The organism is Lachnoclostridium phytofermentans, assembly GCF_000733755.1.
Classification (GTDB): Bacteria; Bacillota; Clostridia; order Lachnospirales; family Lachnospiraceae; genus Lachnoclostridium; species Lachnoclostridium phytofermentans_A.
Window position 1 is genome coordinate 1,565,001 of sequence record NZ_JPOF01000003.1, and the last position, 14,136, is coordinate 1,579,136.

Below are 14,136 nucleotides of genomic sequence, written 5' to 3' on the forward strand. Positions count from 1 at the left end.
GGGGAGTTTGACTGGGGCGGTCGCCTCCGAAAGGGTATCGGAGGCGCTCAAAGGTTCTCTCAGAATGGTTGGAAACCATTCGTAGAGTGCAAAGGCATAAGAGAGCTTGACTGTGACACCGACGGGTGGAGCAGGTACGAAAGTAGGACTTAGTGATCCGGTGGTATAAAGTGGGATTGCCATCGCTCAACGGATAAAAGCTACCCTGGGGATAACAGGCTTATCACTCCCAAGAGTTCACATCGACGGAGTGGTTTGGCACCTCGATGTCGGCTCATCGCATCCTGGGGCTGTAGTAGGTCCCAAGGGTTGGGCTGTTCGCCCATTAAAGCGGTACGCGAGCTGGGTTCAGAACGTCGTGAGACAGTTCGGTCCCTATCCGGCGTAGGCGTAGGATATTTGAGAGGAGCTGCCCTTAGTACGAGAGGACCGGGGTGGACTGACCTCTGGTGTATCGGTTGTTCTACCAAGAGCATGGCCGAGTAGCCAAGTCGGGACGGGATAAACGCTGAAGGCATCTAAGCGTGAAGCCCCCCTCAAGATAAGATATCCCATAGCATAAGCTAGTAAGACCCCTTAAAGACGATAAGGTTGATAGGACAAAGGTGGAAGTGTGGTAACACATGTAGCTGATTGTTACTAATAGGTCGAGGGCTTAACCTAAAAGGTTTGTTTAAACTTTTTCTGAGTTGACATTGTCAACCTCATTTGATACAATGTAGAAGTATTCCTCGATAGCTCAATGGTAGAGCACACGGCTGTTAACCGTGGGGTTGTTGGTTCGAGCCCAACTCGGGGAGTTTTTTAATAGCATAATTTTATGTATATTAATATATAATATAATATGGCGACATAGCCAAGTGGTAAGGCATGGGTCTGCAACACCCTGATCATCAGTTCAAATCTGATTGTCGCCTCTCTTTAAAAGTGCTTCAAACCGAGAAATATAAGGGTTTGAGGCTTTTTTTATTTTTAAACACTCCCAACAATAAGGCAAAATTTATTTCTTATTTTATTATTAATTATTTTTTCTTGTGTTTAAACGATTTCTCCAATACAACAAAAAGCTGATTTTTTTGTTTATAAATATGGGTTTATATGTCCTTGGATAGAATGTCTTAAAAGAAATGATTTAGGAGCAGTTAATATATTTCAGACTGTTTTATCTGATAGTAATTTGGGTATTTTATGGTATCCGCAAAATATAATATTAAGCATTATATTTGTAAACATATTTGTTGTATTTTTTCGTTATACACGAAGAAATTAAAACATTAACATCAAAGAATCCATTTAGATATTTATGCTATTTGGATTCTTTTTTATTACATGAAATTAAGTATACTTGATGTGCATAACATCTGTAAAAACTCATGTTGCATTGATAAAAGAATTGAAGGAAGCTGTAAAAACAGGAAAACTATATACGTATTTTAATATCTTGCGTAACATCCTTGTAACGGCGGCATCGTTTCATGGTTACACGGATTTTAGTGAATGTATTAAAACTGGAGAAAATGACCGTGCAGTTTATCTATGCGAGGTATGTTAATATACTTAGTCATAGAAATTATTCCATATTTGAATCCAAGGAAATGGTGGAGGATTGACGTATATCTATGAATGTGATTATAAATCGTTCCATAAAAAAGAAAATATTTCTTGTAATTCCAAGGATATATTTGCTTGTTGAAATAAGTAGTTATTTAGGATATGATAGCAAACGTAGTTTGTTTTCCCTCAGGGGAATGTGTTTGCTATTTGAGGAGGAAGTACAATGTTGAATATACCAGGAACATGTGTTAAATGTGATAATCATATAAAGTTTGAGCGAAATGAAAATCTTACAGGTGCAGTTTATTGTCCAAACTGTGATTTTGTATTAAAATTATCAAAGGAAGAGTTTGACGAGATTAGTTTATTAGTTGAAGAATAATAATTACATTTATATCTTACATGATTAAGATATAAATCCTTCTTATTCTAAAAATGATAAGTTGAATTTAGAAAGTTAGAAAAATTTTTAGTATAACAAAAATACAGCATGGCTAGAATTGTCTATAAAAATTCTATCCATGCTGTATTTTTATTCATGACAAGGAAACGTACGCGAAGCGTGCTTTTGAGTTGAGGAAAGATTAATACAAAGAAAGATTAATACAAAGAAAGATTAATACAAAGAAAGATTAATATAAAGAAAGAGGATATCTTCTTGTAGAAATTGAAAGTATAAAGGTATTTACTTTATAAATAAAATTATATGAAATCAAATCAAATAATAACCATCCGGTCATCCGTCTACAATGTAAAGAAGCTTTTCGTTGAGTCATCCTCTAAAGATACAATTTCATGATGATCTTTAGTGAAAGTTAGCTTTTTACGCCATTGTGTAGGAGAACAGCCCAGAAGGGAATGGAACTGTCGATTAAAGCTTGAGAGGGTTGTGAAACCAACCTCTTTTGCAATCAGGTTGAGTGGTTTCTCATTTCTGTAAATTTCGTAACAGGATGTCCGGATACGAAGATGATTTATGTAATCCAACGGGCTGATATGCATGACCTCAAGAAATTTTCTGCGAAAGTGTGGCTCACTTAAGTGACAAAGTGACGCAATTTCTCCAATCTGCAACTTTTCGGCGTAATGTTTATGAATATAAAGAAGTGCTGAATGTATCTGTAAATTAGTATTGTGTTCTGTAAATTGCTCAGGGATATAGCGATACATTACGGTAAGTAACGTAAGGAAGAGGCCTCTCAGGGAATCTTGGTAGTTAGAGCCTTTTTCATGAAATTCCGCAAACATCCTGCTGATGAGAAAATGCAAATAAGGTTCCTCACTATGGGGGAAGACCTTAGAGAGATGTGGGGAGCATACAAGAAGGCTTTCCAATTTATTTGTAGCAAAGTTTTTTTCAAATAGTAAGGATGGGTTAAAGTAAATGTATTCCCATTTACTCTTTTGATTGAAGGAACTCTTTGAAATATGAGCTATATTTTCTGGAATAAAGCAGATATCTCCTGCATGAAATTCATATTCTTTGTTTTCTATGTAAAGAGTTCCTTCTCCGCTAAGACAATGACCAATCTCAATGCAATTGTGAAAATGAAGGTATTCTAGAGGGGTATCAGGCAGTACCCAGCTGTCACCTAAAAATGCAACGGAAGGGAAGGAAGGCGGTAAGTTATAATGTCGATAATAATAGTTTTTTTTCAAAGATGATTGTTTTTGCACAGTTGGGACTCCTTTCTACAATGATTTTGATTTGGGTTATCTCTATAATAAGGTATATGAAGTTGATAAACCTACTTCATCAATCTTGTTAAACAAGTCTGCTGTTTTGGAGACAGAAAGGGCATGGTTGGTTCACATGCAGGATACGAATCAAATAAGAGAATGGGTGTATTCGAAACGTAAAGATATTATAAGGGATATTGGGCGCATTGTAAATATACGCAGTGTTTCTGAGAAAGAAGAACTACATAACATACATACTCCATTCGGACAAGGATGCCATGATGTACTTGACGAAATGTTAACAATAGGGAAAGAACATGGATTTCAGACGGAAAATTATGACTACTATTGTGGGCGTATCTATTATGAAAAAAGAAAGACTATAGAAAATAGCATTGCTATATGGGGACACCTTGATGTGGTTCCTGAAGGTGATGAATGGGAGTATACACCATATGAGATGGTAGAAGAAGATGACTATCTGATTGGTCGAGGAGTTCAAGATAACAAGGGTCCCACAATAGGTGCCTTGTATGCACTACTTTATCTAAAAGAATGTGGCATAACAATGAAGACTCCGATTAGTCTGATGGTGGGATGTAGTGAAGAAACAGGGATGCAAGATCTTGATTATTACATAAAAAATTATAATGAGCCTTCCTTATCTATTGTGGCTGATTGTGGGTTTCCGGTTTGCTATGGAGAAAATGGCATCCTAAATATCGAACTGCAAACTTACCTTGACAATAAGGACATACTGTCGTTTCATGCAGGAAGCACCAGTAATTCGATTCCTGAAGCTGCAACAATAGTGTTAAAGAGGAGCTTAATTACTGGGCGGATAAAGAAACAACTAGAAGCAAGCAAGTCACTTCTTATCGAAGAAGAGATGGATCAAGTTAAACTTACAGCAAAAGGGAAAGCAGCACATGTCTGTATGGTTCATGATAGCAAGAATGCAATTGGAATATTGGTCAAGGAGCTTTTAAGGCTAGGTATATTTCCAAAAGAAGAGAAGATTTTAAAAGGAATAGAGCTGTTAAGTAAAGATGCTTATGGGATAGCAGCAAATCTCTGGGATAGAAATTATAGCCTTGGCCAACTGACAGGTGGAGCGACTATGGTACGCTATGAGAATTCATTGCTTACAGTTAGTATTGATTATCGGTACCCAATCCTAAAGGATGGAATCAAATCAGATGGTAAAGAGCTAGTAGAAAGTTTAGAAAAACTTTCAAAGGAAGCGGGATTCACATTTCACATTATAAAACATCTAGTACCATCGTATTTGCCGGTGAATAAACCTCTGATACAAGAGTTAACCAATGTTTTTCAAGAGGTGAGTGGATTTGATAGTAAGCCTTACACAATGGGAGGAGCTACCTATACAAGAAAGCTTAAGAATGCAATCGGATATGGGATGGCATTACCTAATAAACATATTTTAAGGAGAAAACAAGGACATGGAGACTTTCATCAGCCAGATGAATCCATTCATATTGAAGAATTAATGGAAGGTATCGTCATTTACATAAAGGCATTTCTTAAATTAAATGACTTAGAATTAAATGATTTGCTTCTTAATTAAGAATAATCTAGTGGGATATGGATCCCCAAAATCCAAATAAAAATAAAGGTGATGAGGATATGACAAAGAGAGAGAGAGTTTTAAGCAGTTTAAATAATGAGGAAGTGGACAAGGTACCAGTAGGATTCTGGTTTCATTTTCCGGAAGATATGGATTTAAAGAACGAGTGTGTAGATGCAACGATAAAGTTTTATAAAGATAGTGATGTCGACTTTATCAAAATTATGTGTGATGGATATTTTGATTATCCAAATGAGATCATACCAAAGATTGAAAAGCCAGAGGATTGGTTTTTAATGAAACCGCTGGGAGAAGATCATCCTTTCATTGAAGAACAAGTACAGCGTGCAAAGGAAATCGTAGAGAAATTAAAAGGGGATTGTTGCGTATTCTACAATGTATTTTGTCCAATGTCCTCCCTCCGTTTTGGTACTTCAGATGAATTATTAATGGATCATTTAAGAAAAAATCCAGAAGCGGTTATGTATGCGTTTGATGTAATTGCAAAAGATGCAGTTGCTTTATGTAGAAGATTAATAAAAGAAGCAGGTTGTGATGGTGTATACTATTGTGTACAGAATGCGGAAGAATATCGTTTTACGGAAGAAGAATATAACAAATATGTAAGACCAAGTGACCTTTATGTTTTAGAACATGCAAATGAATACAGCCAAAATAATATTCTTCACTGTTGTGGTTGGGCAGGAGATAAAAACAGAATAGAAGTATGGAGAGATTATCCTGCAAAGGCAATTAACTGGGCTGTGTATGTAGAAGATTTGACATTAAAAGCAGGCAAGGAATTCTTCCATGGAAAATGTGTATTAGGTGGATTTGATAACAGACCGGAAGGAATTTTATGTTCAGGAACGAAAGAAGAGATTGAAGATTTTACTGAGCAATTAGTAAAGGAAAGTGGGAAAAAAGGTGTTATGATTGGTGCTGATTGCAGTCTTCCAAGAGATGTAGATAAAAAGCATATCCAATGGGTTGTAGAGAAAGTAAAAACATTGTAATATATTAGGTATCAATATTAACCAATTATATCCATGAAACAAGAGGAGATGAAGTATTATGATATATTCTGCAAACGATAACAGATACCAAACGATGGAGTATCGTCGTTGTGGTAACAGTGGATTGAAGCTACCAGCGATGTCCCTTGGCTTATGGCACAATTTTGGAGGAGAAAGCAGCTTTGAAAATGCGAGAAAAATAGTGCTTGGAAGTTTTGATCTTGGAATTACACATTTTGATTTAGCAAATAATTATGGACCACCTGCTGGCAGTGCAGAGGAGACTTTTGGTAGAATTCTTAATAGGGATTTAAAACCGTATCGAGATGAGATTATTGTTGCTACAAAGGCAGGCTATGGTATGTGGGAAGGACCTTATGGAGATGGGGGGTCCAAGAAATACTTAGTCTCGTCGTTAGACCAGAGTCTTAAGAGAATGAATCTTGAATATGTAGATATATTTTATCACCACAGACCAGATACTGAAACTCCACTAGAAGAAACAATGGAAGCTTTGGCGCTTCTTATTCAGCAGGGAAAAGCGTTATATATCGGTTTATCCAATTATAGCAAAGAGCAAATAAAAGAGGCTTCTGCTATATTAAAAACACTGGGTGTAAGGTGCTTGATCCATCAACATAACTATTCCATGCTAAACCAGCAAAACGCTGCGCTAAAACCGGTATTAAAAGAGGAAGGGATAGGCTCCATTGCCTTTTGTCCATTAGCGCAAGGACTCTTAACTAATAAATATATTCATGGCATTCCGAAAGACTCCAGAGCAGCAGGAAATAGTATTTTTCTTGGACCGGAGGCTATTACGGAGGAAGTTTTGAAGAAGATAGTGAAGTTAAATGAGATTGCGGAAAATAGAAATCAAAATTTGGCACAAATGGCGTTAGCATGGGCGTTACAAACTGGTGAATTAACCTCTGTTATCTTAGGTGCTAGTAAGCTTGCTCAGATACAAGATAATATAGGAGCGTTAAACCGTCTTATTCTTAGCGAGGAAGAACTTCAAACAATTGATACTATTTTATTATCATAATTTATTATAAATTACTTGCTTTAATTAATAAAGCTACATCAATGGTAATGAAAAGGTATAAAAAGAAAGGAAGGTATGTATTTATGAGAATCAAAAGATTGGGAGCAGTGTTATTAGCAGCATCAATGGTACTTCTTACTGCCTGTGGAGGAGGCGCTAAGAATGGGGGAAATCAAAGCAATGATAAAACGTCAGATGGCAAAGTAAAACTGGTATTCTATGATTGGACAGATGAGCAAGCTTACTTAGATCCAGCAGTCGAAGCTTACAATGCACAAAGTGAAGTAGCAGAAGTAGAGGTAGTTTATTTTCCGGCAACAGATTATGCAGAAAAGATTTTATCTTCATTTTCCAGTAATACAGAATTTGATATCTTAGGTGTTAATGGAGTTAGCTATTACGGGGATTATAAGAGTAAAAACTGCCTTCAGGACATCTCCTCCTATGTAAAGGATTCAGGCCTTGATACTTCTGTTTATGGTAATGTTTTCGAACAAAGTAATCAAGATGGTATCTTTGGATTACCTTACAGACAATCGGTTTGGCTACTCTTTGTGAATGAAGAATTATTTCAAAAGAATGGAATTGAAGTTCCAACGAAGCAGTTAACCTGGACAGAATATCGAGACCTTGCAAAACAACTTACCAAGGATGGTACATATGGCGGCCTCGTAGGTATGGATAACTTTGTATACATGCAGCAGATGGGTGGCAGTGTCATGGATAAAGATACTAGCATTATTCGTCAAAGCTTAGAATTATGGAAGTCATTAGAGGAAGATGGGAGCCATGTTCCATTTGCAGAAAAATTAGAACTTGGCCAAAATGCAGGTTCCTTATTTACAACAGCACCAGCTACGAAAGTAGCGATGTTCCAAAATGGTACTTGGGGAGTAGCATCCTATAATTCAAAGTATGACAGTGGAGAGATGCCATTTAAATACACGGTTATGCCTATGCCAATTCCTGAGGGAGGAAAAGAGTATTCTGCACCTTCCGGTATGAATTTCCTTTCAATTTCAAAGACCAGCAAACATCCGGAAGAAGCCTATGACTTTATACAGTTTATGTGTACTTATGAAGGTGCAAGCAGAATTGCCGAGAAGGGTACTTTAACAGCATATAGTGATGATAAAGTTAAGGAAATCTATTTAAATGCAGTAAAACAAGACACAGACACCCTTGCTAAAATTGTGTTCTCAGAAAACAATGTAATTGAGCAGATTTACGATGAAAATTATTCTGCGGTAGAAACTATCTTAAAAGAGGAAATGGAACTTTATATGATCGGTGAACAAGATATTGACACTACCATGAAAAACTTCGAAGAGAGAAGAGCAGAGTATATGAAGTAAACTGATTACTGGTTCAGATGAGGATGTTAGACTTTTAGATTCGACATCCTCATCTATATAGTCGGTGATTAAAATTTCAACATTGTTTCGAGTGAACCGTTTTTGCGAGGAGCAAAAGCGGGTTGTGAGCGAAAAAAGAATGTTAGAAATTAATCACCGACTATATACTTTAAAAAGATAAGAAAGGTGGGTTGGCAGTGGAAGCGAAAACGTTGAAAAAACGCACTAAACTGACGAAGGCAGAGCGACGCGAGGAATTAATTGCATACCTGTTTTTATTGCCAAATATGATTGGATTCATTATTTTCACTTTAATACCAGTTGTATGGGGTTTGCTTCTCTCATTTACCAATTACGATGGGTTCGGTGATGTTAAATTCATTGGGCTAACCAATTTTAAGAAATTATTCCAAGATGGATATTTTATTACTTCTTTAAAGAACAATATATTTTATACTGTTTTTAGTGTTTCTTTTACCTTACTATTTGGTTTACTGCTTGCAGTATTGCTGCAAAAGAAGTTAAAGGGAAGTATGGCATTTAAGACAATATTTTTCTTTCCTCAGCTGACTTCTAGTGTAGCATTTGGTATTATATTTGTTTGTCTGTTCCGTGGAAGCGGACCGATTAATGGAGTTTTACAGGCGATTGGAGTAGAGAATCCTCCGAAATGGCTGACTTCAACCGACTGGTCCATGATCACCATAACGATTGTTTCAGTCATAAAGAATATGGGCTATTATATGGTATTATTCTTAGCTGGTTTACAAACGATACCAGTAGATTTATATGAAGCTTCTTCTCTGGATGGAGCAAGTGGCTGGAAGCAATTTAAAGCAGTTACGTTACCTATGTTATCACCAACAACATTTTTATGTAGTATTATGTGTTTGATTAATTCCTTTAAGGTATTTGACTTAGTAAATATTATGACAGATGGTGGACCAGGTCGTTCCTCCAATGTACTTGTATATCGAATTTATCAAGAAGCTTTTGTTAATTATAAATTTGGCTATGCATCAACCTATGCCGTAGTATTATTCTTAATTGTTTTTGTAATTACAATGATACAGTTTAGAGGTCAGAAAAAATGGGTGAACTATTAGGAGAGAAAGTGATGAAGTCATAAAATCGTCACAATGAGTTTGTGGCAGTGATACCCACAAGCTTGATATGCGAAAAATAGCGCAGAAATGAGGTTAATTATGGACGGAAAGAAAACGAAAAAAGTATTACATAAAGTAGTAATCTATCTCATATTCTTGGTATTTGCCTCTGTAACAATTCTCCCATTTTTATGGATGTTATCGACTGCATTTAAGTTCGAGCAAGATGTGTTTCATTTTCCAATCGAATGGATTCCGAAGGCGATTCGCTGGGAGAATTTTAGTAATGTATTCACGCAAATTCCTTTTACTACTTATTATTGGAACTCTATAAAACTATCATCAATCATTACCTTTTTTACCTTAGTTACAAGTGCACTGGCTGCCTATGCGTTTGCCAAATTAAGATTTCGAGGTAGAGATAAATTATTCTTACTTTATTTAGCAACACTCATGGTTCCGTGGCAAGTTATTATGATACCACAGTTTATGGTAATCACGAAATTAGGATTAGTAAATTCACATTGGTCCTTAATTCTCACCCAAAGTTTTACTCCTTTTGGTGTATTTCTACTAAGACAGTATTTTCTTAGTATTCCAAAGGAATATTCAGAAGCAGCAAAAATTGATGGATGTAATGATTTAAAGATTTGCTTTAAAATTATTACACCGATGGCAAAACCAGGTTTTGTAACCTTACTAATTTTTCAATTTATGGGGATATGGAATGACTATTTAGCTCCACTTATCTTCTTAAATGATGATAAGTTAAGAACCTTACAATTGGGGTTACGCTATTTCCAAGCAGAGCATAGTACATCCTATGCGCTATTGATGGCAGGAACGTTGTTAACTTTGGTACCAGTGGTCATAGTTTACATATTTGCGCAAAAACAAATAATGAATGGTCTTGCTAATGCGGGCGGAATCAAAGGGTAAAAATAACCTTAAGAAGGCGTGCTATTTTTTAGAAAAGGAGAATACCGTATATTTTTCTTTTGGATGGCACGTCTATTATTACGCCAATCGGTAGGCGTAGTTTGAAAAGACTCTTTAAACAAACGGTTAAAATTGGAGACAGATTGAAACCCCACGCCCATAGCGATATCCAAAATAGTTGCTTCTGTGCTATATAACAACTCACAGGCTTTTTGAAGACGCAAGGAGGTAAGATACTTTAGTGGAGATTGCTGCATAGTATCTTGAAAGATACTTCGAAAATGTGCTGCACTCATGTAGCAATTCTTCGCAAGATCTGATAACTGTATTTTTTGTGTATAGTTTTTATTGATGTAATCAATGGCAGGTAAGATGGAAGACATTGTTTGATAGCGGATGGACTCTTCATTTTCTTTCGTATCAATCAGACGAGTGATCGTAACGAAGAAGGATAAAAACAGCCCCTTTACAGCATAGGTATATTCCTTTTGGTGATCCCTTAATTCTTCAAAAAGGTAAGTACAAAGGTCATACAGTTCTTCGTTATTCTTTCTGCTAAACAAATAAGGGAGATTGGAGTTTTTGTACCAATTCATCTCAGGAGCTAGCCCATTTGGATAAAATTCTTTTAGTAAGGCTTCTGGATCAAGATATAAATATTGGCAGCAGTCATCGTCTTTTGATACATTCGGGAGGTTACCTGCAAAGTGCATTGAATATGGTGGGATAATAAAAAATTCTTCAGAATTTAAAGTATAGTGTTTCCCTTCTACAGAAAGATCCTTGCCACCAGATAAGCACATACCGATTTCTATGCAATTGTGAAAATGAAAATAGGTAAGCACTGAGGAATCAAAACTTTGATAGATATATTCGCTTGGAAATAATGCAAGTACAGGAAATTCACTCGATAGCTTATATTCTCGATATACTAATTCAACCTTGGTTGCGTGTCCTTTTACCATATCTGCCTCTTTTCATTGTTATCCCTATCCCTGCGATTATCTTGTTTTTTACTAAGATTACGCAGGTATGAACTAACATGTTGAAAGATTTCTTTCAACCTTACAGGGTAGTAATAGCTTTATTATAGCTGCCTGTAGATTAATTGTAAATAGTATCAATTTTAACCTCTATGCTGTGACGCCCTGATAGGAGCAGCGAATGGATCAAGTTTGACTTAGCACAAACTTATCGGGTATAAGATTAAAAATTATCTTCATACTTACTCCATGTAAGTAAAAGGAAAAGCCTAAAACAGTTGTATTTATGATAACCCGGATAATTTTGAGGAGGAAGTAAAAAAGGAGGGATTTGATGAATCGTGTTGATAAATTACGTGAATATATGAGAGAAAAAGAAATTGACCTTGCTATTATTGAAAGTGAAGTAAACCGTTTTTATTTTACTGAGGTACGATGTAATATGGGGACTTTACTAATAACAGAAAAAGAAGCATTGCTTATTTTAGACCCTAGATTTTCTGAGTCAGCAAAGAAGGTAGCAATTAATTGTGAGGTTGTAGAAAGTAAAGATAGAGATATCTTCCTATATGAATTTATGAGGAAGAATAAAGGGAAGAGAGTAGCGACAGAAGAAGAATATATAACAGTAAAACGAAGGAATGAGTTAAACACGATTACTGAATATGGAGTTATAGATTCACTCTCTCTTGATAATAAAATAAAGCAAATGCGCAGAAGGAAAGACTCGAAGGAAGTTGAGTATCTAAGAAAGGCACAATCTATAGCGGATGAAACTTTTCTACACATGTTAGAGTTTATTGAGCCTGGAAGAACAGAGAATGATCTTAAGATGGAACTTGGAATTACTATGGTTAAGTTAGGTTCTGAAAATTATAGTATGAACTTTTTAGTAGCAGCTGGTGAAAATAGTGGATTCCCTCACGGGGGCGTTAAGAATAGAAGAATAGAAAAAGGAGACTTTGTAACTATGGATTTTGGTGGTTGCATCCATGGATATAGCTCTGATATGACAAGAACAGTGGCAGTAGGAGAGTTAACAGAGGAGAAAAAGCAAGTTTATCAGGTGGTGAAAGAAGCACAAGAAAAAGCAATGAGAAAATTAGCACCAAATGTTCCTTGTGTTATGATTGACTCTATCGCAAGGGATGTGATTGGAAGTTATGGATATCAAGATTATTTTGGTCATGGACTTGGACATAGCTTAGGTCTTGAAATTCATGAAAATCCCAGATGTAACGAAACATCGAAAGATAAGTTAGAACCATATGACATAATGACAATTGAACCTGGAATTTATCTACCAAACCGATTTGGCGTCCGTATTGAAGATATGGTTGTGATTACGGAAGACGGATATAAGAATCTTACCAAGTCTGAGAGGGATTTAATAATATTATAGGAACGAAAAGCGTGTTCCTATAATCGATAGCGGTGCAGAAGCCGCACCTTTTATCAGAATCTGCTTCGCATCTTCTGATAAGTTATATTATAGGAACGAAAAGCATGTTCCTATCATCAATGACGGTGCAAAAGCCGCACCTTTAATTTTAATTAGGACAACATAGCTACAGAAATCTAGGAGGCAACAATGGAGCAACGTTTATATCAAGGATGTATACAGATTTTAAAAGAAGAATTGGTACCTGCACTTGGATGTACAGAGCCAATTGCAATTGCGTATGCCGCAGCGAAAGCACGCGACGTGCTAGGAAGTATGCCGGAGCATATTATCGTAAAATGTTCCGGTAATATTGTGAAGAACGTTAAGGGCGTTATTGTACCAACAACCGGTGATATGAGAGGAATTGAAACAAGCGCTGTGCTTGGTGCAGTTGCTGGAAATCCGGAAGGAAAGCTCGAAGTTTTAGAGGGAGTGACGAAGGAGGATGTGGAATTAACGAAAGAATATCTAAAGAAAAAGATATGTGAGGTTCAGATAATTCATGGTGTATCGAATTTACAGATTATAGTTGTAGCGACAAAAGAGAAGGAACGGGTAGAGGTTGAGATCTGTGAGGATCATACCAACATTATTCGGATAGAAAAAAATGGGCAGAATTTGTTACCCGTTCCTACTGCAAACAAAGAAGATAAGAAAAGGGGTATTGTACAGGAACTAACATTAGATTTGATTTACAATTTTGTTAATTCTGTATACATTGATGAAATTAAAGATATTCTTGATCGTCAAATAAAGTACAATATGAAAATAGCCGAGGAAGGGCTTACACATTCTTATGGAGCTAACGTTGGAAAAACAATTTTAAAGACCTATGGTAAAGATGTAAAAATGTTAGCAAAAGCTTATCCAGCAGCAGGCTCAGATGCCAGAATGGGAGGCTGCACGCTGCCTGTAATTATTAATTCAGGAAGCGGTAATCAAGGAATGACAGTTTCATTGCCGGTGATTATCTATGCCAAGCATTTAGAGGTGTCAGATGAAATGCTATATCGCGCGTTGGCATTTAGTAACCTGATTGCAGTACATCTAAAGAGTGGAATTGGCAAACTTTCAGCATATTGTGGGGTGGTAAGTGCAGCCTGCGGAAGTGGGGCAGCAATTACATATTTACATCAGGCTCCACTTGAAACAATATCAAAAACCATAACGAATGTTTTAGGAAACGTTTCTGGAATTGTCTGTGATGGTGCCAAATCTTCTTGTGCGGCTAAAATTGCTTCCGCGGTTGATGCTGCAATTATGGGACACTATATGGCAATGGAAGATAATACATTTGGTGTTGGAGAAGGGCTTGTGAAAGAAAATGTTGAACTTACAATAAACACGATATGTAAAATGGGACGAGATGGAATGAAGCAGACGGATGAGGAAATTTTAAATCTAATGATTCATTCTTAAGAAG

General features: G+C 36.4%; 12 protein-coding genes, 2 tRNA genes and 1 rRNA gene (1 of these 15 cut by a window edge). 13 read left to right on the top strand and 2 right to left on the bottom strand.

Annotation, left to right across the window (positions count from 1 at the left end):
• The 5 genes from CC92_RS0112205 to CC92_RS22555 form a co-directional block, all read left to right on the top strand.
• A 23S ribosomal RNA gene (locus CC92_RS0112205) occupies positions 1–663 on the top strand; it begins 2,235 nt to the left of the window's first position.
• Between the two features lie 65 nt (positions 664–728).
• Positions 729–800 (top strand) — tRNA-Asn (locus CC92_RS0112210).
• A gap of 46 nt (positions 801–846) precedes the next feature.
• Positions 847–917 (top strand) — tRNA-Cys (locus CC92_RS0112215).
• Between the two features lie 428 nt (positions 918–1,345).
• Positions 1,346–1,552, top strand: a complete 207-nt coding sequence (locus CC92_RS0112220; protein ID WP_155998331.1) for a hypothetical protein — start codon at positions 1,346–1,348, stop codon at positions 1,550–1,552.
• A 225-nt stretch (positions 1,553–1,777) separates the two neighbouring features.
• Positions 1,778–1,936, top strand: a complete 159-nt coding sequence (locus tag CC92_RS22555; RefSeq protein ID WP_155998329.1) for a hypothetical protein — start codon at positions 1,778–1,780, stop codon at positions 1,934–1,936.
• Between the two features lie 362 nt (positions 1,937–2,298).
• On the opposite strand, the gene CC92_RS0112235 is transcribed toward CC92_RS22555, so the two are convergent.
• Positions 2,299–3,231, bottom strand: a complete 933-nt coding sequence (locus CC92_RS0112235) for an AraC family transcriptional regulator (protein WP_029502622.1) — start codon at positions 3,229–3,231, stop codon at positions 2,299–2,301.
• Positions 3,232–3,367: 136 nt separating this feature from the next.
• Between CC92_RS0112235 and CC92_RS0112240 the strand changes: the two genes are divergently transcribed.
• From CC92_RS0112240 to CC92_RS0112265, 6 genes are all read left to right on the top strand, one after another.
• Positions 3,368–4,822, top strand: a complete 1,455-nt coding sequence (locus CC92_RS0112240; RefSeq protein ID WP_029502621.1) for a Sapep family Mn(2+)-dependent dipeptidase — start codon at positions 3,368–3,370, stop codon at positions 4,820–4,822.
• A gap of 59 nt (positions 4,823–4,881) precedes the next feature.
• Positions 4,882–5,838, top strand: coding sequence for a uroporphyrinogen decarboxylase family protein (locus CC92_RS0112245; protein WP_029502620.1), 957 nt, complete (start codon positions 4,882–4,884; stop codon positions 5,836–5,838).
• A gap of 58 nt (positions 5,839–5,896) precedes the next feature.
• Positions 5,897–6,886: an aldo/keto reductase gene (locus CC92_RS0112250; protein WP_029502619.1), complete on the top strand. Its 990-nt coding sequence runs from the start codon at positions 5,897–5,899 to the stop codon at positions 6,884–6,886.
• 83 nt (positions 6,887–6,969) lie between these two features.
• The gene (locus CC92_RS0112255; RefSeq protein WP_029502618.1) at positions 6,970–8,241 is read left to right on the top strand and encodes an ABC transporter substrate-binding protein; all 1,272 of its coding nucleotides are present in this window, start codon (positions 6,970–6,972) and stop codon (positions 8,239–8,241) included.
• 197 nt (positions 8,242–8,438) lie between these two features.
• Positions 8,439–9,347, top strand: coding sequence for a carbohydrate ABC transporter permease (locus CC92_RS0112260; protein ID WP_242841336.1), 909 nt, complete (start codon positions 8,439–8,441; stop codon positions 9,345–9,347).
• Between the two features lie 99 nt (positions 9,348–9,446).
• On the top strand, positions 9,447–10,286 hold the full coding sequence (locus CC92_RS0112265; protein ID WP_029502616.1) for a carbohydrate ABC transporter permease: 840 nt from the start codon (positions 9,447–9,449) through the stop codon (positions 10,284–10,286).
• Positions 10,287–10,294: 8 nt separating this feature from the next.
• Here CC92_RS0112265 and CC92_RS0112270 read toward each other — a convergent pair whose 3' ends face one another.
• On the bottom strand, positions 10,295–11,251 hold the full coding sequence (locus CC92_RS0112270; protein WP_029502615.1) for an AraC family transcriptional regulator: 957 nt from the start codon (positions 11,249–11,251) through the stop codon (positions 10,295–10,297).
• Positions 11,252–11,603: 352 nt separating this feature from the next.
• Between CC92_RS0112270 and CC92_RS0112275 the strand changes: the two genes are divergently transcribed.
• Complete coding sequence (locus CC92_RS0112275; protein ID WP_029502614.1) at positions 11,604–12,671, top strand: M24 family metallopeptidase; 1,068 nt, start codon at positions 11,604–11,606, stop codon at positions 12,669–12,671.
• A gap of 189 nt (positions 12,672–12,860) precedes the next feature.
• Positions 12,861–14,132, top strand: coding sequence for a serine dehydratase subunit alpha family protein (locus tag CC92_RS0112280; RefSeq protein ID WP_029502613.1), 1,272 nt, complete (start codon positions 12,861–12,863; stop codon positions 14,130–14,132).
• Positions 14,133–14,136: the final 4 nt, after the last annotated feature.